This window comes from Bradyrhizobium septentrionale, from assembly GCF_011516645.4.
In the GTDB taxonomy this organism is placed as follows: Bacteria; Pseudomonadota; Alphaproteobacteria; order Rhizobiales; family Xanthobacteraceae; genus Bradyrhizobium; species Bradyrhizobium septentrionale.
This window is the reverse complement of record NZ_CP088285.1, coordinates 5,993,487-6,018,035: the sequence shown is the minus strand read 5'-3', so window position 1 is coordinate 6,018,035 and position 24,549 is coordinate 5,993,487. Positions and strand designations below refer to the sequence as shown.

The 24,549-nt window shown below is 64.5% G+C and carries 23 protein-coding genes and 1 pseudogene; 7 read left to right on the top strand and 17 right to left on the bottom strand.

Going from position 1 to position 24,549, the window contains the following annotated elements; translation table 11 throughout:
• Nucleotides 1-63 precede the first annotated feature (63 nt).
• Entirely contained in the window at nt 64-696 is a 633-nt protein-coding gene (locus HAP48_RS30465; protein ID WP_166203594.1) for a TetR/AcrR family transcriptional regulator, read from the bottom strand.
• A 177-nt stretch (nt 697-873) separates the two neighbouring features.
• Between HAP48_RS30465 and HAP48_RS30460 the strand changes: the two genes are divergently transcribed.
• The 5 genes from HAP48_RS30460 (at nt 874) to HAP48_RS30440 (ending at nt 5,709) form a co-directional block, all read left to right on the top strand.
• Nucleotides 874-1,080: a ferredoxin gene (locus HAP48_RS30460; protein WP_029078045.1), complete on the top strand. Its 207-nt coding sequence runs from the start codon at nt 874-876 to the stop codon at nt 1,078-1,080.
• A 70-nt stretch (nt 1,081-1,150) separates the two neighbouring features.
• A complete protein-coding gene (locus tag HAP48_RS30455) occupies nt 1,151-2,377 on the top strand; it encodes a cytochrome P450 (protein WP_166203592.1) in 1,227 nt (408 codons plus the stop codon).
• 84 nt (nt 2,378-2,461) lie between these two features.
• On the top strand, nt 2,462-3,784 hold the full coding sequence (locus tag HAP48_RS30450; RefSeq protein ID WP_166203590.1) for an MFS transporter: 1,323 nt from the start codon (nt 2,462-2,464) through the stop codon (nt 3,782-3,784).
• 13 nt (nt 3,785-3,797) lie between these two features.
• Nucleotides 3,798-4,460 carry a sulfite oxidase-like oxidoreductase gene (locus HAP48_RS30445; protein WP_166203588.1) on the top strand — a complete coding sequence of 221 codons (663 nt, stop codon included), beginning with the start codon at nt 3,798-3,800 and terminating at the stop codon, nt 4,458-4,460.
• 28 nt (nt 4,461-4,488) lie between these two features.
• Nucleotides 4,489-5,709: a bifunctional alpha/beta hydrolase/OsmC family protein gene (locus HAP48_RS30440; RefSeq protein WP_166203586.1), complete on the top strand. Its 1,221-nt coding sequence runs from the start codon at nt 4,489-4,491 to the stop codon at nt 5,707-5,709.
• A gap of 191 nt (nt 5,710-5,900) precedes the next feature.
• On the opposite strand, the gene HAP48_RS51090 is transcribed toward HAP48_RS30440, so the two are convergent.
• Both HAP48_RS51090 and HAP48_RS51085 read right to left on the bottom strand, forming a co-directional pair.
• Nucleotides 5,901-6,554, bottom strand: coding sequence for an aminotransferase class I/II-fold pyridoxal phosphate-dependent enzyme (locus HAP48_RS51090; RefSeq protein WP_477021272.1), 654 nt, complete (start codon nt 6,552-6,554; stop codon nt 5,901-5,903).
• The gene (locus tag HAP48_RS51085; protein ID WP_477021277.1) at nt 6,532-7,263 is read right to left on the bottom strand and encodes an aminotransferase class I/II-fold pyridoxal phosphate-dependent enzyme; all 732 of its coding nucleotides are present in this window, start codon (nt 7,261-7,263) and stop codon (nt 6,532-6,534) included. The genes HAP48_RS51090 and HAP48_RS51085 overlap by 23 nt, the downstream gene beginning before the upstream one ends.
• 131 nt (nt 7,264-7,394) lie before the next feature.
• Here HAP48_RS51085 and HAP48_RS30430 point away from each other — a divergent pair, with 131 nt between their 5' ends.
• Nucleotides 7,395-8,477 carry a DMT family transporter gene (locus HAP48_RS30430; RefSeq protein WP_224496682.1) on the top strand — a complete coding sequence of 361 codons (1,083 nt, stop codon included), beginning with the start codon at nt 7,395-7,397 and terminating at the stop codon, nt 8,475-8,477.
• Here the strand turns inward: HAP48_RS30430 and HAP48_RS30425 are convergent.
• Nucleotides 8,449-8,919, bottom strand: a complete 471-nt coding sequence (locus tag HAP48_RS30425) for a DUF1801 domain-containing protein (RefSeq protein WP_166203584.1) — start codon at nt 8,917-8,919, stop codon at nt 8,449-8,451. The two genes, HAP48_RS30430 and HAP48_RS30425, sit on opposite strands and share 29 nt — an antisense overlap.
• 172 nt (nt 8,920-9,091) lie before the next feature.
• Between HAP48_RS30425 and HAP48_RS30420 the strand changes: the two are divergent.
• Nucleotides 9,092-10,524 (top strand): annotated as a pseudogene (locus tag HAP48_RS30420) (IS1182 family transposase).
• Between the two features lie 215 nt (nt 10,525-10,739).
• Here HAP48_RS30420 and HAP48_RS30415 read toward each other — a convergent pair.
• The 13 genes from HAP48_RS30415 to HAP48_RS30355 form a co-directional block, all read right to left on the bottom strand.
• Complete coding sequence (locus HAP48_RS30415; RefSeq protein WP_166203582.1) at nt 10,740-11,795, bottom strand: YeeE/YedE family protein; 1,056 nt, start codon at nt 11,793-11,795, stop codon at nt 10,740-10,742.
• Between the two features lie 716 nt (nt 11,796-12,511).
• A complete protein-coding gene (locus tag HAP48_RS30410; RefSeq protein ID WP_166203580.1) occupies nt 12,512-13,525 on the bottom strand; it encodes a quinone oxidoreductase family protein in 1,014 nt (337 codons plus the stop codon).
• Between the two features lie 396 nt (nt 13,526-13,921).
• Nucleotides 13,922-15,352 carry an indoleacetamide hydrolase gene (iaaH, locus tag HAP48_RS30405; RefSeq protein WP_166203578.1) on the bottom strand — a complete coding sequence of 477 codons (1,431 nt, stop codon included), beginning with the start codon at nt 15,350-15,352 and terminating at the stop codon, nt 13,922-13,924.
• A 33-nt stretch (nt 15,353-15,385) separates the two neighbouring features.
• Complete coding sequence (gene paaK / locus HAP48_RS30400; protein ID WP_166203576.1) at nt 15,386-16,717, bottom strand: phenylacetate--CoA ligase PaaK; 1,332 nt, start codon at nt 16,715-16,717, stop codon at nt 15,386-15,388.
• A gap of 16 nt (nt 16,718-16,733) precedes the next feature.
• The gene (gene paaI / locus HAP48_RS30395) at nt 16,734-17,207 is read right to left on the bottom strand and encodes a hydroxyphenylacetyl-CoA thioesterase PaaI (protein ID WP_166203574.1); all 474 of its coding nucleotides are present in this window, start codon (nt 17,205-17,207) and stop codon (nt 16,734-16,736) included.
• A gap of 93 nt (nt 17,208-17,300) precedes the next feature.
• A complete protein-coding gene (gene paaE / locus HAP48_RS30390; RefSeq protein ID WP_234622334.1) occupies nt 17,301-18,347 on the bottom strand; it encodes a 1,2-phenylacetyl-CoA epoxidase subunit PaaE in 1,047 nt (348 codons plus the stop codon).
• Between the two features lie 2 nt (nt 18,348-18,349).
• Nucleotides 18,350-18,853, bottom strand: coding sequence for a 1,2-phenylacetyl-CoA epoxidase subunit PaaD (gene paaD / locus HAP48_RS30385; protein ID WP_166203570.1), 504 nt, complete (start codon nt 18,851-18,853; stop codon nt 18,350-18,352).
• Nucleotides 18,847-19,623, bottom strand: coding sequence for a 1,2-phenylacetyl-CoA epoxidase subunit PaaC (gene paaC, locus HAP48_RS30380; RefSeq protein WP_166203568.1), 777 nt, complete (start codon nt 19,621-19,623; stop codon nt 18,847-18,849). Before paaC ends, paaD begins: the two co-directional genes overlap by 7 nt.
• Before the next feature lie 124 nt (nt 19,624-19,747).
• Nucleotides 19,748-20,035, bottom strand: a complete 288-nt coding sequence (gene paaB / locus HAP48_RS30375; RefSeq protein ID WP_024579339.1) for a 1,2-phenylacetyl-CoA epoxidase subunit PaaB — start codon at nt 20,033-20,035, stop codon at nt 19,748-19,750.
• A gap of 12 nt (nt 20,036-20,047) precedes the next feature.
• On the bottom strand, nt 20,048-21,040 hold the full coding sequence (gene paaA, locus HAP48_RS30370) for a 1,2-phenylacetyl-CoA epoxidase subunit PaaA (RefSeq protein ID WP_166203565.1): 993 nt from the start codon (nt 21,038-21,040) through the stop codon (nt 20,048-20,050).
• A 76-nt stretch (nt 21,041-21,116) separates the two neighbouring features.
• Nucleotides 21,117-21,986: a phenylacetic acid degradation operon negative regulatory protein PaaX gene (paaX, locus tag HAP48_RS30365; RefSeq protein ID WP_166203562.1), complete on the bottom strand. Its 870-nt coding sequence runs from the start codon at nt 21,984-21,986 to the stop codon at nt 21,117-21,119.
• Between the two features lie 211 nt (nt 21,987-22,197).
• On the bottom strand, nt 22,198-22,968 hold the full coding sequence (locus tag HAP48_RS30360) for an esterase/lipase family protein (protein ID WP_166203560.1): 771 nt from the start codon (nt 22,966-22,968) through the stop codon (nt 22,198-22,200).
• Between the two features lie 204 nt (nt 22,969-23,172).
• The gene (locus tag HAP48_RS30355; RefSeq protein WP_166203558.1) at nt 23,173-24,456 is read right to left on the bottom strand and encodes a DUF445 domain-containing protein; all 1,284 of its coding nucleotides are present in this window, start codon (nt 24,454-24,456) and stop codon (nt 23,173-23,175) included.
• Nucleotides 24,457-24,549 lie beyond the last annotated feature (93 nt).

Sequence of the window (24,549 nt, the reverse complement as noted above, 5' to 3'; positions counted from 1 at the left end):
TTTAGGTCTTTGTTTGAGCATGATCTTCTCGGAAAACCGCTTCGCACTTTTCCGGATCATGCTTTATGCCTTGTCTTCCGTCGCCTTGAGCGCGACGGTGAGTGCGAGCTTGGTCTGCTCGACGATCTCGTCCAACAGCTCCTCACGGCTGATCTGGGCGGACTCGCCGGTAAGCAGGCCCTGCTCGGCCAGCATCACGATACCGTGCAGCCCGGCCCAGATCTTCAGCGCCTGCCGCTCGCGCAACAGCCCGACGGCCGGCGCCTCGAACGACTCGATCAGCAGCGCGAGCGTTTCCATCGCTGCGGTGTGCAGCTCGCTGCCAACAGGCGCGCAGGCCATGGTGCGCGATGCGAACATCAGCCGGTAGATGCCGTGGCGCTGGAGCCCGAAGGCCAGTGCGGCCTGGGCAAACCGCGACAGTTTCGATCCCTTGCCCGGCTGCTCGATCGCCTCGCGCATGATCACGTTGAACTGCCGGAACGCTTCCGCGGTCACCGCCTCGAGCAGCGCCTCGCGGTCGGCGAAATGCCGGTACGGCGCCGGCTGCGAGACGCCGAGCTGCTTGGCCAGCGCCTTGATGCTGATCGCTTCGGGACCACCAAGCTCGACCTCGCGCAACGCGGCCTGAATCAGGGCTTCGCGGAGGTCGCCATGGTGGTAGGTTTTGAACGGCTTACGAACGATTTGTCCCATTGCGGCAATGATCGCTGAATTTTTGCTTGACGCGCAAGCGCGACGATAATGTAATATGCTATAACTTGGCGGTCAGGTTAAGAGGCCGGCCGCCCAAGCAAGCTAGAACTTGCGTAATCAAGACATGAGGAACCCGGCGCGCCCTGCGGTGCGCCAGAGCCGAGGGAGAGTGCTTGCATGTCCAAGCTCAGAATCCGCGTCGACCAGGACAAATGCCAGGGTCACGCCCGCTGCAAATCACTCGCCCCCGAACTGTTCGAGCTCGACGAATACGGCAATGCCCATGAGGCCGGCGACGGGACCGTTCCGGCCGGGCTCGAGGACAAGGCCTGGCTCGCACAGACCAATTGCCCGGAAATCGCGATCGAAGTCACCGAGGAATGACGGCCAAAAGGGGCGGCCGCGCGCCTCCCGTTGAGCCCAAGCGTTTGATCGAACGAGAAGGAACGAACTGATGTCCGATTCCCCGTCCGCAACCTATCTGCCCGAACATCCCCCGGTCACCGACTGGGTCCATGATTTCGACCACACCGACCCGGTCTGGACCGACGATCCGTTCCCGATCTGGGAGACGCTGCGCTCTGCCTCGCCGGTCGTGCATACCGAGCGCTTCCTCGGCTGCTACATGCCGACCACCTATCAGGCGGTGAAGGAAATCGCCTACGACACCGAACATTTCTCCTCGCGCCGCGTCATCGTGCGCGACGTGCGCCCCGAGATCACCGCCCGCGCGCCGCCGATCACCTCCGATCCGCCGGAGCACAAGCCCGCCAAGCAGGTGCTGCTGCCGCCGTTCACGCCGGACGCGATGGCGCGGCTCGAGCCGCGGGTGCGCGCGATCTGCAACGAGCTGATCGACGAATTCATCGCCGATGGTCGCTGCGACGCCGCAGCGCGCTACACCAAGCACATCCCGGTGCGCGCCATCGCCCACATGCTCGGCATCCCCGAGAAGGACGGCGACCTCTTCATCAAGTGGATCCACCAGATCCTCGAGCTCGGCATCAAGAACGAAGACGAGCTGATGAACGGCGTGCGCGAGATGACCGGCTACTTCATGGCCCATCTCGAGCAGCGCAAGCTTGCGCCCGGCGACGACCTGATCTCGCAGCTGCTGCGGGCCAAGGGCCCCGGCGGCCAGCCGCTGACCGACGAGCATGTGCTCGGCTCGCTGCGGCTGCTTTTGATCGCCGGCATCGACACCACCTGGAGCGCGATCGGCTCCTCGCTCTGGCACCTCGCCAAGACGCCGGCCGATCGCGAGCGGCTGATTGCGGAGCCGGCACTGATCCCGACTGCGATCGAGGAATTCCTGCGCGCCTATGCGCCGGTGACGATGGCGCGCGAGGTGATGAAGGAGACCACGATCTCCGGTTGCCCGGTGAAGGCAGGCAACATGGTGCTGCTGTCGTTCCCCGCCGCGAATCGCGACCCCGCCATGTTCCCCAACGCGGACAAGGTGGTGATCGACCGCAAGGAGAACCGCCACGCCGCCTTCGGCCTCGGCATTCACCGCTGCGTCGGTTCCAATCTGGCGCGGATGGAGATGCAGGTCGCGATCGAGGAATGGCTGAAGCGGATTCCGGATTTCCGGCTCGATCCGGCCGGCAAGGTCACCTGGTCCGAAGGCACGGTGCGCGGGCCGCGTCAACTGCCTGTTCTGTTCGGCAAGACCGCCTGAGCGGCCGGACACAGCAGTTACATCGCACCACCCAATGAGGTAGCTTGCCCCGGAATCGAACCGACGAGTCCGGGAGGCTAGCTTATGACCGATCAAACCGCTGAATCCGCGAGCGATCATCTCGACATCAAGGACGTCGAGCGGCGGGTGAAGGCGATCTTCATCGGCTCGGTCGGCAATCTCGTCGAGTGGTATGATTTCTACGCCTATACGGCGTTCGCGCTGTATTTCGCGCCGGCGTTCTTCCCACACAGCGATCCGGTGGTGCAGCAGCTCAATGCCGCCGTGCTGTTTGCCGCGACCTTCCTGATGCGCCCGCTCGGCGGCTGGCTGTTCGGCTACATCGCCGACCGCTACGGCCGGCGGCTATCGCTGACACTGTCCGTTGTCTGCATGTGCTTCGGCTCGCTGATCATCGCCGTGACGCCGACCTATGCCAGCATCGGCATCGCAGCGCCGGCGATCCTGGCGCTGGCCCGCATCATCGAGGGGTTGAGCCTCGGCGGCGAATATGGCGCCAGCGCCACCTATCTCAGCGAGGTCGCCGACCCCAAGCACCGCGGCTTCTATTCGAGCTTCCAATACGTCACCCTGATCGGCGGCCAGCTCACCGCGATCATCGTGCTCTTGCTGCTGCAGAAGGTATTCCTGACCTCGGACGAGTTGAAGGCCTGGGGCTGGCGGATCCCGTTCTTGATCGGCGCCGGGCTTGCGATCTTCGCGGCGGTGATGCGGCGCGGCCTGCACGAGACCGAGGCGTTCGAGGAGGCCAAGAAGGTCTCCAAGCCGACCGGCTCGATCGTCGGCCTGTTGAACTACCCGCGCGAATTGCTGCTGGTGGTCGGCCTCACCGCCGGCGGCACCGCGGCGTTCTACACTTTCACCACCTACATGCAGACCTTCGTCAAGCTGTCGGTTGGGCTGACCGAGGACCAGACCACCTTCGTGATCTTCGGCTCGCTGATCTTCGCGACCATCCTGCAACCGATCTATGGCGGCCTCTCCGACCGCATCGGCCGCAAGCCGCTTTTGATCTTCTTCGGTGTCGTCGGCACGATCTCGACGGTGCCGATTCTGACAGCGCTGAAGGACACCAAGTCGCCGTTCATCGCCTTCCTCTTGATCTGCGGCGCCTGGATCTTCGTCGCCGGCTACACCTCGATCAATGCGATCGTGAAGGCCGAGCTGTTCCCGACCAATGTCCGCGCACTTGGCGTCGGCCTGCCCTATGCCATCACGGTGTCGATCTTCGGCGGCACAGCGCCCGCGGTCGCGCTGTATTTCAAGAGCATCGGGCACGAGGACTGGTTCTACTACTATCTCAGCGGCATGATCTTCCTGTCGCTCCTGATCTACTCGACGATGCGCGACACCAAGCACGAATCCGCGATGCATCGCCACGAATGATGGCACCACGCCAATGACCGACGACCAGGAACCGCCCGAGAGCAAGCTGACGCGCAGCAAGCAGCGCTGGGCGCGCGAAGGCAAGTTCCTCACCGGCAAGATCACCCGGCCGGACGAGCAGCGCCTGCCGCCGGGCCAGCATCTGACGGCGGACTGGCCGGTGCTCGATCTCGGGCTGATGCCCAAGGTCTCGCAGGAGCGCTGGCGGCTCGACGTCTATGGCGCGGTGGAGCAGACGATCTACTGGAGCTGGCCGCAATTCATGGCGCAGCCGCAGACGCAATTCGTCTCCGACATCCACTGCGTCACGACCTGGTCGCGCTACGACAATCAGTGGGAGGGGCTCGCCACGCGCGACCTGCTCGCCGCCTGCCAGCCGCGCGAGGACGCGCGCTTCGTCGCGCTGCATTCCTATGACGGTTATACGACAAACCTGCCGCTCGAGGACTTTGCCGCCGAGGACGCGCTGCTCGCCCATAGCTGGTCGGGCAAGCCGCTCGAGCAGGAGCATGGCGGGCCGGTGCGACTCGTGGTGCCACATCTCTATTTCTGGAAGAGCGCCAAATGGCTGCAGCGCATCGAATTCCTGACCGAAGATGCGCCGGGCTTCTGGGAAGTGCGCGGCTATCACAATCGCGGTGATCCCTGGGCCGAACAGCGCTATTCTGGCGACTGACAACCACCAAGAAAAATGGAGCCTGCCCGTGCCGCACGAACGCTTTCAATTCACCGGTGTGGACGGCCATCAGCTGGCCGCAGCACTTGATACGCCGGACGGGCCGATCAAGGCCTATGCGCTGTTCGCGCATTGCTTCACCTGCGGCAAAGACGTGCTGGCGGCAAAGCGCATCGCGGTCGCGCTCGCCGCCAAGGCCATCGCCACGCTGCGGTTCGATTTCACCGGCCTCGGCTCCAGCGAGGGCGATTTCGCCAACTCGACCTTCTCGTCGAACGTCGCCGACCTCGTCCGCGCCGCCGACCATCTGCGCGAGACGCGCAAGGCGCCGGCAATCCTGATCGGCCACAGCCTGGGCGGCGCCGCGATCCTCGCGGCCGCCGGCCAGATCCCCGAGGCGAAGGCGGTCGCCACCATCGCCGCGCCCTCCGATCCCGCCCATGTCACGCATTTCTTCAAGGACCGCATCGAGGACATCCGCACCCAGGGCGAAGGCGAAGTGTCGCTCGCCGGCCGTCCCTTCCGCATCAAGCGCGAATTCCTCGACGACGTCGCCGAGCAGAATTTGATGGCGCAGGTCAAAACGCTGCACAAGGCGCTGCTGGTCATGCACTCGCCGACCGACGACACCGTCGGCATCGACAACGCCACCAATATCTTCATCGCCGCCAAGCATCCCAAGAGCTTCGTCTCGCTTGCGGGTGCCGACCATCTCCTGAGCGGCAAGCAGGATGCCGCCTATGTCGCCGACGTGATCGGCGCCTGGGCCGAGCGCTACATCGACCTCGCGCCGCAGCCGGCGGCCGACAGCGGCAGCGCGCCGCGCAACGTCGTGGTGCAGGAGACCCGCGCCAGCAAATTCCAGCAGACCGTCACCACGGGGCCGCACCGGCTTGTGGCCGACGAGCCGGTCGCGGTCGGCGGCCAGGATTCCGGGCCCGGCCCCTACGATTTCGTGCTGGCCGGGTTAGGTGCCTGCACCTCGATGACGATGCGGATGTATGCCGACCGCAAGTCGCTGCCGCTCGATCGCGTCACGGTGACGCTCACGCACAGCAAGATCTACGCGAAGGATTGCGAGGAGTGCGAGACGCGCGACGGCATGCTCGACCAGATCGACCGTGTCATCAGGATCGAGGGCGAACTCGACGCCGATCAGCGCAAGCGGCTGATGGAGATCGCCGACAAATGTCCGGTGCACAAGACGCTGACGTCGGAGGTACGCATCGTCACCAGGGCCGCGGAGTGAGCCTGCGACGCAGCGAGATGGGCCGAGCCGTAGCAGCATGTCAGCTGTATCCCCTCTCCGCTTGAAATATCGAAAACAACCCCATGCAAAGTAGCCGGCGACCGCCGGCGTTCGACAAGGCTACTTGACACGTCGGGCAACTCAGCGATATTCTTCTAGTATTCCGAAATCGTGCAAGTGCCTCTCGCCGTCTACCCGCGCGGCGCGCGCTTGCCGCCCAGGCAGTTCGCCATGATCCGGACCGCGGCGCCGATCTCGTTCTCGCGCCAGGCGGCAAAGCCGAGCAACAGGCCATAGTCGCGCGGCCGCTCCAGCGCGAGGCTCGACAGCGCGCGCACTTCGACACCGGCGGCGACCAGCCGCGTCACGGCGTTGCGGTCGTTGGCGCCATCCTTGAAACGGGCGATCAGCTGCATGCCGCCCGGCGGGACCTCGGCCGCGAGCACCTCGCCGAGCTGCCGCGCCAGCGCCGCGGCGAGGTGATCCCGCCGCGCGCGATAGATCCGCCGCATCCGCCTGACATGCGCCAGGAAATGCCCGTCGGCCATGAAACCAGCCAGCGCCTCCTGGACATGCACGGAGGCGTTCAGCCCGAGATGCCGCTGCGCGATCTCCATGGTCCGCGCCAGCTGTGGCGGCACCACCAGATAGCCGATGCGGATATCGGCGGTCATCGCCTTCGCGAACGTGCCGACATAAAGCACGCGCCCCTCGCGATCGAGCCCTTGCAGGGCCGGCATCGGGCGGCTGTCATAGTGAAATTCGCCGTCGTAATCGTCCTCGACAATCCAGGTCTTGCCGGGCTCGGCCGCGGCCAGCAGCTCAGTGCGCCGCGCAACCGGCATCACCCGTCCGGTCGGGTGCTGATGCGACGGCGTCGCGAAGATCAGCTTTGGCGCACGCGCGCATCATGCCCCATTGATCTAGCCTGACGCCGACGACGTCGGCGCCGGCCGCGCGAAACGCCGCCGCGGCGCCGGGATATCCGGGATCCTCGGTCCACACCGCATCGCCAGACACGATTGTGGTCGCCGCGACCAGCGTCAGCGCCGCCTGCGCCGTCGGCAGGATCAGGATCTGGTCGACCTCGGCGTGCACGCCGCGGTTGATTTCGAGGTAGTCGCGCAAGGCTTCGCGCAGCGCTGGCCGGTTGACCACGGTCTGGTCGTTGAAGCGGCGGCGCAGCGCGCTGCGGCGCAGGCAGCGCGCCCAGATCTCGTGCGGAAACTCGCGCGCGTCCGCAAACCCGGGACGGAGCGGCTGGAATTCGGCCTGGTAGGACAGCGGCCAATCGGCCTCGGAGAGCTGCAAGGCCCAGGGCGACAGCAGCGGCTTGCGGGCGGCGTCCCGCCGTGGCGCCGGCATAGCCTTGGCAAAGCGCGCCTCGATATCGTCGGTGACCACCGGCCGCCGCCGCGCGGCGACGCGCAGATAGCCCTCGGCCGCGAGCTGCTCATAAGCATGCGTCACCGTGTTGCGCGACACGTCGAGCTCGGCCGAAAGGCTACGGCTCGACGGCAGCATGGCGCCGCTCCTGATCCGGCCGCTTGCCATCAGCGCGCGCAGCTGCCCCGTCAGCTGCGCGGCTAGCCCGGCATCATCCGACCGCTTCAGCGCGAGCAATTCGGCGAGGATCAGTCTGGCTCCTCAAATCTATCTAATCTGGCCCTTTCGAGAGAGCCAGCATGATCCTATTCACAAGCGGTATCGCCTGCAAGGACGCTGCCGTGGATCAATCGCTGTCGCCGGCCAAAGCCGCCGGTTTGTTCGTCATCGTGGTGCTGGCGTGGGGCATCAATTGGTCGGTGACGAAATCGCTGGTCCAGGCGGTGCCGCTGCTGTGGACCGCATCGATCCGCAGCTGGGTCGCGCTGATCGCCCTGCTGGTGATCCTGCGCGCCAGCGGCAATCTGATCATTCCGCGAATCGCCGATGTCCCTGTCGTGCTCAGCGTCGCGCTGCTGCACATGACGTTCTTCTCGACACTGACCGCCGCCGGCCTGCGCTATCTGCCGGCGAGCAAGGGCGTGGTGCTCGGCTACACCACGCCGCTCTGGGTCGCTCTTGCCGCCGGTGCCGCACGAACCGAACGACTCGGGACGCTGAAGCTGGTCGGGGTCGCGTCGGGGCTCGCGGGACTCTGCGTGATCCTCAACCCGGCCTCGCTGGACTGGAGCAATCTGCACATCATCGCCGGCGCCGGCATGATCATCCTCGCCGCGATCTGCTGGGCCGCCAACATCATCTATATCCGCTCGCACCGCTGGATCGCGACGCCGCTGCAGCTCTTGCTGTGGCAGGTGCTGGTCGCGACGCTGGTGCTGACGATGACGGCGCTGGTCACCGAGGGCGTGCCCGAGGTGACCTGGTCGCCGCACCTCGTGCTGCTGTTCCTCTATTCCGGCTTCATCGGCACGGCGCTGGCCTATTGGGCGATGTCGATGGTCAACAAGAGCCTGCCGGCGCTGACGACCTCGCTCGGCACCACCGCGACACCGATCGTCGGCATCGTCACCGCGGCGCTGCTGCTCGGCGAGCCGATCGATCTCTCGCTGGCGATCGCCGCGGCCCTGATCGTCGGAGGGATTGCGCTGAGCTCGCTCGCGGATGCGCCGTCGCGTGCGCAATTAGGGCCTGTACTCATGGATTCGTCACGTCCGCTTCGGTCTCGGAAGCTGACGTCAAAACCGACGTCGCTGCATGTCGGCCTTGGGCCAGAAGCGGCAGCCGCCAGGAGGCCTATTTCTTCTTCTTCATCGCCGCCGTGACGTACGGTTTCTTGGCGGCTTGAGCCATCCACGAAAGCACCTGGTCGTCGTCGAACTCGTCCATGGCGGTCAACTCGACGCCGCGGGTGGCCTTACCCATTCTGAACGGTGTCACTGGGGGTTCCGGTTGTAGTTCGTTGCCTCGGATGAACATCAGCTTCAGGTGACCGACGAAGGCGCCGGAAGAGAAGCACCACCCATCGGGAACGCCATAGTAAGCCATTCCCCATTTCACCGCGCGTTTGAGGTCGGGGATTGCCTTGGCGGCCACGGCATCGACATGTTTGGCGATGCTCTTCTGCGGTTCGGGAAGGCTCTCGATATAGGCAAATACCGGCTTGTCGCCTTCGGCCGCTTTCGCGGGACTCGCCTTGCCGGTCATCGCTACCAGAAGCTCGACACTTTTTGCCTGTGGCGTTCTCGTGTCTTTTTTTACTGCCATGGCCCCACCGATCTAGTTCGTGATGCGGCAGCGGATATACGGCCCACAACCGACCTCGTTTCGACGCTAAGCCTATCCTTCTCTACCGGCGGCACAATGACAGCTCTGGGTCCAGGCCGTGTGAAAACTCCGTCTCTGCTATTATTCTCCAATGAATCGGTGGGGACGGGCGATGGCGGGATTCGTGGAGGGGGTTGATCGCGGGCAGAGCACGTTGTTTCCCGCACTGCTCGACGACTACGTGGCCGAGGACAATCCGGTGCGTGCGGTTGATGTGTTCGTCGAGGGGCTCTGGATAAGCTCGGCTTCGTTGGCGTCCAGCCACTCGACATGGGGCGACCCGGCTACCATCCCGGCATGATGCTCAAGCTCTACATCTACGCCTACCTCAATCGCGTGCCGTCGAGCCGACGCCTGGAGCGGGAATGCCAGCGCAATATCGAGATGATCTGGCTGACCGGGCAGTTGGCGCCGGACTTCAAGACCATCGCGGATTTCCGCAAGGACAATGGCAAGGCCATTCGTGAGGTCTGCCGCGAGTTCGTCACGCTGTGCCGCAAGCTTGATCTGCTTGTTGGAGCGAGCGTCGCCATCGATGGATCGAAGTTCAAGGCTGTCAATGCGCGAGACAAGAACTTCACCGAGGCGAAGATGAAGCGGCGCCTCGAGCGGATCGACGAGAGCATCGCCCGCTATCTCTCGCAGCTCGAGACCGCCGATCGGCATGGCGATACAGTGCCAGAGGCGAAAGTTGCGAGGTTGAAGGGCAAGATCGAGAAGCTCAAGGAGGAGACCGGTCGGCTCAATGCGATCAATGCGGAGATGATGAAGAAAGAGGACAAGCAGATCTCGCTGACCGATCCTGACGCGCGCTCGATGGCGACCAGTGGCAAGGACACCGGGATTGTTGGCTATAACGTGCAGATTGCAGTTGATACGCAACATCATCTCATCGTGGCTCACGAGGTGACCAACGTGGGCACCGATCGCCACCAACTCGCCAAAATGGCCGGGCAGGCACGCGACGAGATGGCTGTCGAAACCCTCGAAGTCGTGGCAGACCGCGGCTATTACGATGGAGAGGAGATCAGGGCCTGCGAGGAAGCCGACATCACGGTGACGTTGCCGAAGCCGATGACTTCGGGCGCCAAAGCTGCTGGCCGCTTCGGCAAACAGGACTTCGTCTATGTCGCCGCCGAAGATGTTTATCGCTGTCCCGCCGGCGAGCAACTAACTTATCACTATACGAACGTAGAGGATGGAAAGACACTGCGTCGCTATTGGACAAGCACCTGCAAAACCTGCGCGCTAAAAGCTCAGTGCACGACAGGCCCCGAGCGCCGCATCTCACGCTGGGAGCACGAGGCCGTTCTGGAGAAAGTTCAGGATCGGCTCGACCACAGCGCCAATGCAATTGGTGTCCGCCGTCAGACAGTGGAGCATCCGTTCGGGACGTTGAAGTGTTGGATGGGAGCAACGCACTTTCTGACGAAAAAGCTGCCAAAGGTGGCCGCCGAGATGGCGCTCAACGTGCTCGCCTACAACATGAAACGCGTGATGATGATCCTGGGCGTAGGCGGATTGCTGGACGCGATGCGGGCGTGAGGCCGACCTCCGCGCGACCAAGTCCGCGCCTACATGAAGTTCCTGGTTGCCACTGGGCTCGCTTCCACCGAATTAGAAGCTCGGCGGCCGTGAAATGCACCAGTGCGCCGCAGGTTACGCGATTTTCACACGGCCTCGGTCATAAGCCGCCGATAACTACCGAACCGGGCAACTTCCGCTTTATGACCGAAAGTCGCCGGTTATGAGTAAGCGCCCTAGGCCGTCGCGAGCGGCCTGATCCGCAAAGCGCCGCGCAGGCCGGCGCCGGTGCCGAGCATGATGCCGGCGATCGCGATGAAGGATGACAGCGACAGTGTCGACAATCCGGTCAGCCCCTGCCCGACCGAGCAGCCGAACGCCATGACGCCGCCCGCCCCCATCAGCGCGGCGCCGCCTGCGGAGCGCAGCATGTGCTGCGGCGACCGATAACCTTCGAGCTCAAAGCGTCCGGTGGCAAGCGCCGTAATCAGGCTGCCGGCAAACACGCCGAACACGGTGACGATGCCGAAATTGAGCGTCGAGCCGGTCGACAGCATCACATATTGCAGCGCGTCGGCGATCGGCGCGACGAAGGTCAGCGACGTCACCGGCACCGGATTGAAATCATCGGCGCCGAGATAGCCGGTCGCGTACCAGCCTGCCGCCACCAGCAGACCGACGATCAGGCCGGCCGCGATCTGGCCGGGCGATTTTCGGAACGGAGCATGGGCGAAGGCAAAGATGATCAGGACGGCCGCGAGCACCGAGGCCGCGATCATCCGCGCCGGCACTGCGCCAACGCCGACGGTTGTCAGCAACACCGGCACCGAATTGGCGGCGACGGTGGCCTGCGAGGCCTGCACCATCGCGATCCGTGCCGGCGCAATCAGGCCCTTGAGCGTCATCTCGGCGAAAATGCCGAGCACGATCACGACCACCAGGGAACGCAGGTTGCCGCGCCCGAGCAGCACCAGTGCCCGCGAGCCGCAGCCGTTCGACAGCACCATGCCGTAACCGAACAAGAGCCCGCCGAGGAACATCACCGGGGCCGAGAATGACGGTTGCAGATAGATCGACTTGCCGAGATCGACGAGGCCTGCCGCCGCCAGCAGCTGCGAGGCCGCGATCGCAACGCCCATCGCCAACGCGTAGGTACGCGCCAGTCGGCCGTCGCCCTCCGCCCACCAGCCGCGCAGGCCGCTCATCATGCAGAAGCCGCTGACGAGCCCGACCGAGCCGTAGATCAGGCCGATGATCAAGGCGGCGAGGATGACGATCGTGGCGGAGTCCATGGAAGTCCCTCAGGGTTCGTCCTTGCGAGCCAACCGGTCGGCGCCACAAACTGACCTCCCGGCTGTGTCTATCTGGTTCCGAACAAATTGCTAGAGCTGGCTATTGCCGTCGCTATGTCTTGCCGCCTGGCATCTACGCGCGTTCCTTCCCAACCTCGATTGAAGGAGATTGTCACTTTGTCAGGATTCGATCGGACACGACAGTCCGTCTTCCACGATAAATCGCCGAGCTTAATCTCCACCAATTCTCGATCATCATACGCGCGCTCGATTGATCGGAAGATTCGCTCGGTTTCATCGATTGATAGCGAGACCGACATCGTGAAGTCGAGTCCCACGGACATCAATTTCACCTCCGACTCCGGGACTGACACAAGGAAGTATACTCCTTGCGTCAAATTGATTTGTTTGAAAGTGGAGAGGTACGATGACCTTCGCGACAGGGCCTCGGAAACTTCATTTCGCAAGAATCGCATAAGGGTCCGCAGAAAAATTTGGATATTTCGAAAAATCATGCGGTGCCCGAGTTCAAAACTGGCAAGGGTGGCGTGGCATGATGGTAGCAACCTAATCGCGATCTGCAAAATTACTCCTCAGGCCGATTTGATATCCGCTTCGGGTCGGGCTCGGAATTGCCGTCCGTTTGCCTCCACACAACGGACATCGACCAGGGGCATCCGTCCTTTCAAGCACCCGCAGCATGCAAAGACGGTGGCTCACGGCCGCAGGATCACGCGGTCGCGCGACGATCCCGCCACGGCAACAAACGCCGCCTTGGCCTGTTCCAGCGGATAGATCGCGCTCGGCTTGATCTGGAACGGCTTCAGATGTCCGCCGGCAAAACCCGGCGCGAGCTCGCGCAGCACCTCGCCGGTCGCAACCGACGACAGCGCGAGCGTGTCGATGCCGACATAGGTGTGCTGTCCGCGGTAGAATTCGAGGATGTTGAACTGCACGATGCGGTCGACCGCCGCGATCAGGATCTGCCGGCCGCGCAGCGCCAGCGACTTGTGCGCGGCCTGGAAATAGGGATCGCCGACCGTGTTGTAGACGATGTCGGCGCCCTTGCCGCCGGTCAGCTCGCGCACCCGCGCGGCGACATCGGTGGTGGCGGCATCAATCACCTCGACCGGCGAATTGCTGTGGCCCTCATAGGGCTCGCGTTTGCGCACCACGCCGAGCACGCGCGCGCCGTGCCAGCTCGCGATCTGCACCGCGGCCTGGCCGACCTTGCCGTTGACGCCCATCACCAGCACGGTCTCGCCCGCCTTCGGCAGTCCGGCGCGGCGCAGGCCTTCCATCGCGGTGACAAAGGGCACGCCGATCCCGGCGGCCTCGTCCCAGGAGATGCCGGCGGGCTTCTCCACCACGGCATCGCGCTCGACCACCAGATGCGTGGCGTGGGTGCCGTCGCGGCGGATGCCGAGGTCACCGGACGAGCCGAACACCTCGCGCCCGATCAAGCCCGACGGACCGTCGATCACGACGCCGGCGTAGTCGCGGCCGGAGGTGCGCGGGAATACCGCATAGGGCATCAGGCCGGTGGCGGCCTTCACGTCGGACGGATTGACCGCGGCAGCCTTCACCTCGATCAGCAAATCGTGGGCCCCACGCGACAGCGCGTGCGTCTCGACCACCGGCGCCACCGCGGCCGCATTCTCCGCCTTGGTCATCAGGCGCACGCAGCGCGCTTCGACCTGATCAGGATTGGGATGGAGAGCCGACGGCATGGAGATTCCAGTCTTGGTCGTTTTGGCGTGACGCGAGGCCACGCTCCAACGCCATGACTAATCGACTGACCGTTCAATTCAAGGGGCTTGTTGCGGGAATGCGAAGCTGCGTCCCCACCTGCACTGTCATCGCCCGGCCTGTGCGCAATTGCGCACATGGACCGGGCGATCCAGTACGCCGCGGCCTCTCGGTTCAAGCACCCCGGTCTCTGGAATACTGGATCACCCGCATGCGCGGGTGATGACACCGAACTAGCTGTTTGTTGCGGGCACTAGAGCATCGGTTCTGATTGGATCAAAACCGAAGCTCTGGTTTGTTGTTTTGACGCGTTTTCTTCACGCGAACCGGTGTCCACTTCGCTCGAAAACGCTCTGCCGCACTGCGACGACCGCGTGTCACAGCTTGGGCGGCGGCGCCGTGCCCAGGATCGCCTCGATCGACAACCCGAGCCCGAGCAGTCTGGCATCGCTGCCAACCGGACCATCGATCTCGAGCCCGACCGGCAAGCCGCCCGGCGTCATGCCGGCATAGAGCGACAGCCCGGGAAGGCCGGCATTGCTGCCGGGATCGGTGTTGCGGATCATGGTGCCGAAAGTCGGCGCCGGCTCGCCGCCATTGACCGACATGTCGCCGGACCCGTTCTTTTCATCGATGACCGACGCAGGCGCGATCGTGGTCGGAAACAGGATGGCATCCAGTTTGTTGTCACTGATATAGGCGGCATAGATCGCCTGCAGCGCCGGCCGCTGCACCTTGATCGCATCATAATAGGCGGCGCCGAAGGCATCCGTGGTGATGGCCCCGAACGCGCCGATGACGTCGGGGCTGGCGACCTTCGCGGCGATATCGGCAAGCGTGATTCCCTCGATCCCGGAGGCGGCGAGCCAGGCCGGGATATCGGCGATCGGTTCATGCAGCGCGACCACGAAGGACACCTTGCCGTTCTGCTCGAACAGGTCAGGCATATCGACATCGACCAGCACCGCGCCAGCCGCCGTGAACCGGGCGCAGGCTGCGCGGGCGACAGCCTCGACGTCGCGATCGAGGCCGCTCCAGAAACAGGCGGGAATGCCGAGACGCACGCCGCGCAACGGAATGCTCGTGGCCAGCGGCGTGCCTGTGATCACGGCATCGAGCAGCGCGACATCGGCGACCGTGCGGCCCATCGGGCCGACGGTGTCGCGGGTATGGCTGATCGGAACCACCTGATTGTCGTCGTGATAGCGCCGCTCGGCGCCGCCATTGCCGACCGACGGCCGCAAGCCGACGGTCCCGGTCAGCGCCGCGGGCACGCGGGTCGAGCCGCCAGTGTCGGATCCGAGGCCGCAGGTGGCGATACGCGCGGCGATTGCAGCAGACGTTCCGCCCGACGATCCGCCCGGAATCCGGCTGGTGTCGTACGGATTCCTCACAGGTCCCGCGAACGGCGCGAGATTGGTGCTGGTGATGCCGAAGGCGAGCTCGTGCAAATTGGTCTTGCCGATAACGATAGCACCGGCGTCGAGCAGCTTTTGCAGCGACGGCGCATTGCGCGCAGGCCGCGCGTGTTGCAGCGCCGGCGTGCCGCCCGATGTCGGCAGATCTGATGTGTTGATGTTGTCCTTGACGACGATGGGCAGGCCGGCAAGCGCACCGGTCCGTGCGCCGGAATCCACCTCGCGTGCCGCAGCAAGCGCGCCGTCCCGGTTCAGCAGGATGAATGCGTTGAGGTCCTTGAGCCGCTCGGCGCGATCGAGCGCCGCCTCGACCACGCTGACCGCCGTCACCTTCCCGTCGCGGATATCAGCCACGATCTCAGCGGCGGTCGTTTCAGTCGAATTTGCCATCGAACCCTGCGCCCTCTTGCTTTGGGCGCAAGGCTAGGCCTTCGGCCGCTTGTCGTAAACACGTTTCGCCTTGCCGAGCGAACGTTCCAGCGTCTCGGGGGCGACGATGCGGATGCGGGTGGAGATGCCGATCGTGTTCTTGATGAAGCCGGAGAGCTTCTCGGCATGCGCAGTCAGCCCCTCGCCGTCCCAGCTCTCGGGCCGGGCTTCGGCGAGCACCGTCATCTCGTCCACGCGGCCCTCGCGGGTCAATTCAATTACAAAGTGGCCGCCGCACCAGTCGGTCGCCAGCAGGGCTTCCTCGATCTGGGTCGGAAACACGTTGACGCCGCGCAGGATGATCATGTCGTCGGAACGGCCGGTCACCTTCTCCATCCGCCGCATGCCGGGCCGCGCGGTGCCGGGCAGCAGCCGGGTCAGGTCGCGGGTGCGGTAGCGGATGATCGGGAAGCCCTCCTTGGTCAGCGAGGTGAACACCAGCTCACCCTTCTCGCCATCAGCAAGCACCTTGCCGGTCAGAGGGTCGATCACCTCGGGATAGAAGTGATCCTCCCAAATGTGCAGGCCGTCCTTGGTCTCCACGCATTCCTGCGCGACGCCGGGGCCCATCACCTCCGACAGACCATAGATGTCGGTGGCATCCATATCGAAGGCGTGCTCGATCTCGACGCGCATCGCATTGGTCCAGGGTTCGGCGCCGAAGATGCCGAACTTCAGCGACGATTTGCGCGGGTCGAGGCCCTGCCGCTTGAACTCGTCGAGGATCGCCAGCATGTAGCTCGGCGTCACCGTGATGATGTCGGGCTTGAAATCGTTGATCAGCTGCACCTGCCGCTCGGTCATGCCGCCGGAGATCGGGATCACCGTGCAGCCGAGCCGCTCGGCGCCGTAGTGCGCGCCGAGGCCGCCGGTGAACAGGCCGTAGCCATAGGCGTTGTGCATCAGCATGCCGGCGCGGCCGCCGGCGGCGCGGATCGAGCGCGCCATCACATCCGCCCAGGTATCGATGTCGGCCCTGGTGTAGCCGACCACGATCGGCTTGCCGGTGGTGCCAGACGACGCGTGGACCCGCACCAGCTGCTCGCGCGGCACTGCGAACATGTTGAACGGATAATTGTCGCGCAGATCCGTCTTCACCGTGAACGGAAATTTTCCGAGATCGGAAAGCTGCCTGAAATCGGACGGATGGACGCCGGCGGCATCAAAACTCTTCTTGTAATGCGCGACATTGTCATAGGCGTGCTTGAGCGACCAGGCGAGCCGCCTGGTCTGCAGCGCCATGATCTCGTCGCGCGAGGCGCGTTCGGCGGCGTCGAGCTCGGCGCGATAGCCGCCATTCCTGACCTTGAGCTTTGCCGTCACCATCACATGTCTCCCGAAATCATGATGCCTTGATGTCCGTATCCGGCAGCCAGGTGCCTTGGATCACCCGCGAATGTCCGCGGAATTCGGCGATCACGCTGTCGCCGGCAGTGACGCGCATGTCGTAAATTCCAGAACGGCCGCTGCGCGAGATCTCGCGCGCGCTCGCAACCAGACGGTCGCCGAGCTTGCCGGGCCGGATGAAGGTGATGTTGCCCTGCGCCGCCACTGCGCGATCGTTGCGGCTGTTGCAGGCAAAGGCGAAGGCGGAATCCGCCAGCGTGAAGATGTAGCCGCCATGGCAGATGCGCTGGCCATTGACCATGTGCGGCTGCACCGTCATCGCCATCACGGCCAGCCCCGGCTTGATCTCGACGAGCTCCATGCCGAGGCCCTTGCTGGCGTCGTCTTCCTTCCACATCGCATCCGCACAGGCGCGGGCCAAATTTTCCTGCATCAAGTCCTCGGGCGATAGCGTGGCCTTCACGTTCACATCGAACTCCCTGTGCGCGGGCCCGTTGCAAGGGCCTCTTGGTGTCACGTCAGTGTTGGGCGCGACGCGTGACGCGTCAACGCGCAGAAAGAATCAGACGTGGTCATAGTCGACCACGACCTTGCCGGAGTACGGCTTGGCCTGGCAGGTGAGGATGAACCCCGCCTTCAGCTCCCACGGCTCCAGCGAATAGTTCAGATCCATCGGGGCCTCGCCTTCGACCAGCTTGGCGCGGCAGGTCGAGCACATGCCGCCCTTGCAGGCGAACGGAAGATCCATGCCGGCGCGCAACGCGGCGTCGAGGATCGACTCGCCGTCGGCCACCGGGACCTCGCGGCGCTTGCCGTCGATGATCAGGCCGGCGATCGCCTTCGGCGGCGCGCCGGCGGGAATGACGACCTTCGGGCGCGGCTTGCCGCCGAATTCCGACACGAAGCGCTCGACATGGATGCGCTCATCGGCGATGCCGATCTCGCGGCAGGTGGCCTCGATGGTCTCGCTCATCGCGGCCGGGCCGCAGACGAAGACGTGATCGACGGTCGCAGCCGGCACCAGCGAGCGCAGCAGCACGCGCACCTTCTCGCCGTCGAGCCGGCCGTGCAGGATCGGAATGTCCTGCTCTTCGCCCGAGATGACGTGGAACACCGACAGCCGCTGCATGAAGCGGTCCTTCAACTCCTCCAGCGCCTCGCGGAACATGACGCCTTCGGTCGAGCGGTTGCCGTAGAACAGGAAGAAGCGGCTGTCCGGCTCGCGCGCCAGCACGCCCTTGATGATCGAGAGGATCGGCGTGATGCCGCTGCCGGCGGCGAAGCCGACATAGGTCCGCGCTTCGCCTTCTGCATGCGCGACGCCGAAACGGCCGGTCGGCGTCATCACGTCGAGCTCGTCCGAGAAGGCGCCGCCATCGACCTTCTTCACGGCGATGCGCAGCTCGCCATCGTCGGGGCCGGAGCAGATCGAGTAGGAGCGGCGGACTTCCTCGCCGTCCATGGTGGTGCGCAGCGTCAGATATTGTCCCGGCGCGAAGCGGTAATCGCCTTGCAGATCGTCAGGGATCGCAAAGGTCATCGAGATCGCGTCCGACGCCTCGCGGCGCAGATCGCTGACGGACAGACGGTGGAATCGTGGTGTCGACATGGTCAATGACACTTGAAGTAATCGAAGGGTTCACGGCAGCTCTTGCAACGCCACAGCGCCTTGCAGGAGGTCGAGCCGAATTCGGACAGCAGTTCGGTATCGCCCGATCCGCATTGCGGGCACGCCACCTGCTGCGCGCCGAACAGCGCGCGGCGCGAGGAGCCCGGCAGCGGCGGCGCGATGCCGTATTCCCTGAGCTTGCGGCGGCCGTCCTCGCTCATCCAGTCGGTGGTCCAGGCCGGCGACAGCACGGTGCGCACCTTCGGCCGGTGAATGCCTTCGCGCTCCAGCGCCAGCTCGATCTCGAGCGCGATCATGTTCATCGCCGGACAGCCGGAATAGGTCGGCGTGATCGCAACCTCGACATGACCGTCGTGGACGGCGACATCGCGCAGTACGCCGAGATCGGCGATGGTCAGCACCGGGATTTCGGGATCGACCACCTGCGCGGCTGCGCTCCAGGCGCGCCGGCGCAGATCGGCATCGCTGAGTGCCACCGTCACCATGTTGCCCCCGGGAAGGTCCGCTGCATCGACTGCAGCTCGCTGAGGAGATGGCCGAGATGCTCGCTGTGCCGGCCGCTGCGGCCGCCCTGCTGCATCCAGTTGCCGGATGGCAGCGTCAGCGTCGCCTCGTTGACGATACCTGTAACCGTCTTCAGCCAGCGCGGCTGCAGCGCCGCCGGGTCGATCGCGATGCCGGCATCGATCAGGCTGCGCTCGCCGTCGTCGACCGCGAACATCTCGCCGGTATAGGCCCAGAGGTCGTCGATCGCGTCCTGCGCGCGGCGATGGCTCTCGTCGGTGCCGTCGCCGAGGCGGACGATCCATTCCGACGAATGCCGCAGATGATAGGCGCTCTCCTTCTCCGACTTCGCCGCGATCGCGGCGAAGGTCGGATCTGACGACGCCATCATCGCGCGCCAGTAGAGATCGGCAAACGCCGCGTAGAAGAACTGCCGCACCATGGTGCGGGCAAAGTCGCCGTTCGGCTGCTCGACCAGCAGCAGATTGCGATACTGCCTGACGTCGCGCAGATAGGCGAACTTGTCTTCGTCATTGCCGCGGCCTTCGACCTTGGCAGCATAAGTGTAGAGCTCGCGGGCCTGGCCGAGCAGGTCGAGACCCATATTGGCGAGCGCCATGTCCTCTTCCATCGCGGGCGCATGGCCGCACCATTCGGAGAGGCGATGGCCGAGGATCAGCGCATCGTCGGCGCGGCGCAGCGCGTAGAGCACCAGCGGCGTTTCGGAGACTTCGATATTGGCGGTTGCCATCTAATCAACTCGCTGTTGGGCCGTCATTGCGAGGAGCGAAGCGACGAAGCAATCCATACTTGCTTCTTGCTTTGCGGTCCGATGGATTGCTTCGCTTCGCTCGCAATGACGAGCGGGAGCGCAGTCACATATGCCCGACTTCGTCGGGGACGTCGTAGAAGGTCGGGTGGCGGTAGATCTTGGACTCCGCCGGCTCGAACATCATGCCCTTCTCGGACGGGTCGGACGCGGTGATCGCATTCGACGGCACCACCCAGATCGACAGCCCCTCGCCGCGGCGGGTGTAGATGTCGCGCGCGGCCTGCAGCGCGAGCGTCGAATCGGCCGCGTGCAGCGAGCCGACATGCTTGTGCGCAAGACCGTTGCGGCTGCGGATAAAGACTTCCCAGAGCGGAACGTTCGGCGTGGCCATGGCGGCGCTCCCTTATTCGGCGGCTTGCGCGAGCTGGCGGCTCTTGCGCTTCTCGGCATAGGCCATCGCGGCTTCGCGCACCCAGGCGCCTTCCTCATGCGCCTTGCGGCGCGCGGCGAGGCGATCGCGGTTGCAGGGGCCGTTGCCTGCCAGCACCTGCTTGAACTCGTCCCAGTCGATCGGGCTGTGTTCCCAATTGCCGTTGTCGTTCTGCTTCATGCCGGGATCTGGAATGGTCAGCCCGAGGAACTCGGCTTGCGGCACGGTGGCGTCGATGAATTTCTGGCGCAGCTCGTCATTGGAGAAGCGCTTGATCTTCCATTTGGTCGAGGTGTCGCTGTGCTGGCTCACCTGGTCCGGCGGACCGAACATCATCAGCACCGGCCACCACCAGCGATCGAGCGCGTTCTGCGCCATCGCCTTCTGCTCCGCGGTGCCGCGGCACAGCGTCACCATGATCTCGAAGCCCTGGCGCTGGTGGAACGACTCCTCCTTGCAGACGCGGATCATCGCGCGCGCATAGGGCCCGTAGGAACAGCGGCACAGCGGAATCTGGTTCATGATCGCAGCGCCGTCGACCAGCCAGCCGACCGTGCCGATGTCGGCCCAGGTCAGCGTCGGATAATTGAAGATCGAGGAATATTTCGCCTTGCCCGAGAGCATCGCGTCGACCAGCTCTTCGCGCGAGGTGCCGAGCGTTTCGGCGGCGGCGTAGAGATAGAGCCCGTGGCCGCATTCATCCTGCACCTTGGCCAGCAGCGCCGCCTTGCGGCGCAACGACGGCGCGCGGGTGATCCAGTTACCCTCGGGAAGCATGCCCACGATTTCGGAATGGGCGTGCTGGGAAATCTGCCGGGTCAGCGTCTTGCGATACGCCGCCGGCATCCAGTCGTTCGGCTCGATGCGCTCGTCGGCATCGATGCGGGCCTGGAACTGACTGGCACGGGCGACATCCTCGACGCCGCGATCGTCGCCGTCGGATGAGTTGAGCGCCTGCGTATACATGGCCGACCTCCCAGTGTGTTGTTGGGCGGTAATATATAACACAAATTTTCGAATGCAAGAAGTTTTTGTAATATGTTCAGATGCCCTCGAAACGGCGCGCCACGGCCCCGTTGGGCTTCGGCAGCGGCCCGGCCTCGTTGGTGGCATGGTCGTCAAGCCATTGTTCCGACGGCGAAAGCAGCCCGCGATAGATCTCGCCGCAAAGTTTCCGCGCGGCCCTGCCCGGCCAGTCCTTCGGCAACAGCTGATACGGCAGCAGCGGATCGCGCAGCACGACCCGGCGGTAATGGTGGATCAGCAGAATGCGTGCGGTGAAGGCGTCGGCGTCGCTCAGCCTCTCGCCTCGGATGATCCAGCCGTGCAGCGGCTCGAACGTTTTCATGAACTTCAGATAGGCGTCCGCGGTGCGATCGAGCGGCCAGCTTTCGCTCAATAGCCGGCGCCCGCTGTCGTCCTCCGCCGAGACTTCGAGACGGATCGCGCGCGACGCCTCGTCGGGAATCGGCACGCCCGAGGGCGCGACCCACACGCCGGGCAGCGGGCTGCCGAAGCCGGCATTCTTCAGCGCCTCGCGCGCGGCGTCGCGGTCTTCGGCATTGCCGATCAACAACAGCTCGAAGCGGCCGGTCCAGTCCGACGGCGGCGGATCGTAGATGTGCCGCGTCGCGGTGTCGAAGGTCTGCCGTCCCCTGGCGTTCAACCGATAGAAGCTGTTGCGGCCGACCTTGTTGCGCTCGAGCCTGCCGTCGGCGGCGAGCCGCGACATCGCGGTGCGCACCACATTGCCGTCGATGTCGAGCGACTTGAAGAATTCGAGCAGCGTGCCGAGCCACACCGAGCCGCCGCGCGGCACGATGGAATCGCCGAACACGGTGATGATGATCGAGCCCGTGCGTGACGGCTCGCGCTTCAACTGGTCGACGATGCGGGCAAGCGGCTGCGGCATGCCCCAACGCATAGCGCGTTTTGTCGATTCACGACAATGCAACCGCTCTAGCTTCTCCCTCTCCTCGCTCTTCGCGGGGAGAGGGTTGGGGTGAGGGGCTGCTTCAGCAAATTGGGTAGGCGCGAGTGCGCGGAGACTCCCCCTCACCCGGATCGCATCTGCGATGCGCTCCGGCCTCTCCCCGCGAGCGGGGCGAGGCAAGAAAGAATCCTTACCGATTCGGATCCGGATAGACGACGCTGCGCCAGCCGCTGCGATCGAACGGCGCCCACTCGCCTTCCTTCTGCGCGAGGCGATCGGCGACCGCGTAGACCACGGCCGGATGATGGCCCATGCCGCAATGGCTGCTCTCGACCTCGATGCTTTCGGTCATCGACGAACTCTGCTCGCGGCAGCCCTGCCAGGCGCAGACGCCATCGGTGCGGCTGAACACCGCGGTGGTCGGCACCGGCGGCGTGCTGGCGAGCGAGCCGCCGAAACGCTGGTCCTCTTGCTCGGCGCGGCGGCCGCTGGCCATCTCGTAGACGCGCCAGGCATTGGTCGATTTCGGGCCGGCGGCAAACGGGCTGCCGAGCGTGATCACCTGGCGCACGCGCTCAGGCATCATCTTGGCAAGCTGGCGCGCATAGAGGCCGCCGAGGCTCCAGCCGATCACCGAGACCTTGCGGCCGCTGGTTTCATTCATCTCCTGCAGCAGGTCGACCATGCCGTCCTGCACGCCGGAACGTAGCCCGAGGTTGCGGCCCTGGCGCCAGCCGCTGACGGCGTAGCCCTTGCTCTTGAGGAAGTCGCGCAGCGGCCGGGTCGACATGTCGGAAGCAATCAGCCCCGGCAGCACCAGCACCGGATGCCCATCGCCGCGTGGCGCGAGACTCAACAGCGGCAAGGCACCAAGAAAGGCACCGAGCTCATGAATGGCGCGGCCTTCCAGAAACATCAGCGTCCTGGACGGCGGGCGTAGCGACTGCGCAGCAACGGACATTTCAACTCCTCTTCGGCACGGCCCCTGACGTCGCGGCGGCCGGCAATGGAATCAACAGGAATGGGTCAACAGGATTGACGCAAACCGGGCGGAATCGTTCCGCAACGCAACAATCAACCTTGAAAAGCTAGGGAACCGATCACTTTCGTGCAAGCGGTCCGGGTCACACTTGCCACAACTTAAGTGACCTCCGTGCCCAATCGGTCACAGCAGCCGCAGCACATATTCCAGGGTGTAAAGCGCGAGCCCGGCAAGTCCGCCGATCAGCGAGCCGTTGAAGCGGATGTATTGCAGGTCCTTGCCGACATTGACCTCGATCAGCTGCAGCAATTGCTCCATGTCCCAGCTCTTCATCTGATCGGCGATGAAGGTCGAGACGCCGCTCTTCTGCTCGGCCACCACCGTGCGCAGGATCGCGACCAGACCCTGGTTGATCTCGCCGCGCAGCTCGGCGTCGCCATCGAGCGCATCGCCGGCTTCGACGAACATTCTCGCCAGCTGATGCTGCAGCACCTGCGACTCGCCCGAAGCGCTGCGCTCGATGAAGTCCTTGACGTTGGCCCAGATGGTGCGGCCGAGATTGGCGAGCTCCGGCCGCGCCAAGAGGTCGCGCTTGAGACCTTCGATGCGATCGGCAAACGCCTTGTCGCTGCCGAGCCGGTCAACGAACGACAACAGCATGCGGTCGAACTCGCCGCGGAACGGATGCTGCGGATCGTTACGCACCTCCTCGAAGAATTTCGTGGCCGAGGCGATGATCCGGTTCACCACGAATTTGTCGGCGCGATACAGTCTCAGCAGCGTCGGCATCTCGGCGCGGACCTTGTCGCGGATCACAGCCATGGTCTCCTGCTGCGTCAATGTCTGGTGCAGCACGCGCAGGATGTCGTCGAGCAGGCCTCCATGCTTGCCCTCCTGCACGAAGCCGCGCAGCGCGCCGGCCGCAAGCGGCGCGAGATCGATCGAGAGCACCTGCGTCGTGATGCGGCGGCTGATGAACTGCATCAAGCCTGAGCTCTCGGTCGCCGCGAACGCTTCGGGCAGCATCCGCAGCACGAAGCGGGCAAGATCCTCCGATCGCTTGCGGTCGCGCAGCCAGTCGGCGATGAAAGAGCCGAAGTCGATCTCGCGCAGCTTGGCCTCGACCGGACCGGATTCCAGGAAATTGTTCTCGATGAATTCGCCGAGCTTCTCGGCGATGCGTTCCTGATTGCTCTGGATGATCGCAGTGTGCGGGATCGGCAGCCCCAATGGCCGCTTGAACAGCGCGACGACGGCGTACCAGTCGGCGAGCCCGCCGATGGTGGCGGCCTCGGCAAACGCCGCGATGAAGCCGAACACCGGATGCGTCGAGAGCAGCGCCTTCGACGCGATGAAGATGACGAAGGTTGCCGCCAGCACGCCGGTCGCCAGCCACTTCACGCGCCGCAGCTCGGCCGCGCGTTCGGCGTCGACCGGCGTTGCGATGAGGGCGGCTGGAAGGGTCATGGGGATCGGAGGAGCTCTCGCACTGGCAGCACACTAGCCGTCATTGCGAGCGAAGCGAAGCAATCCATTTCGCCGCTCGCGGAGAAATGGATT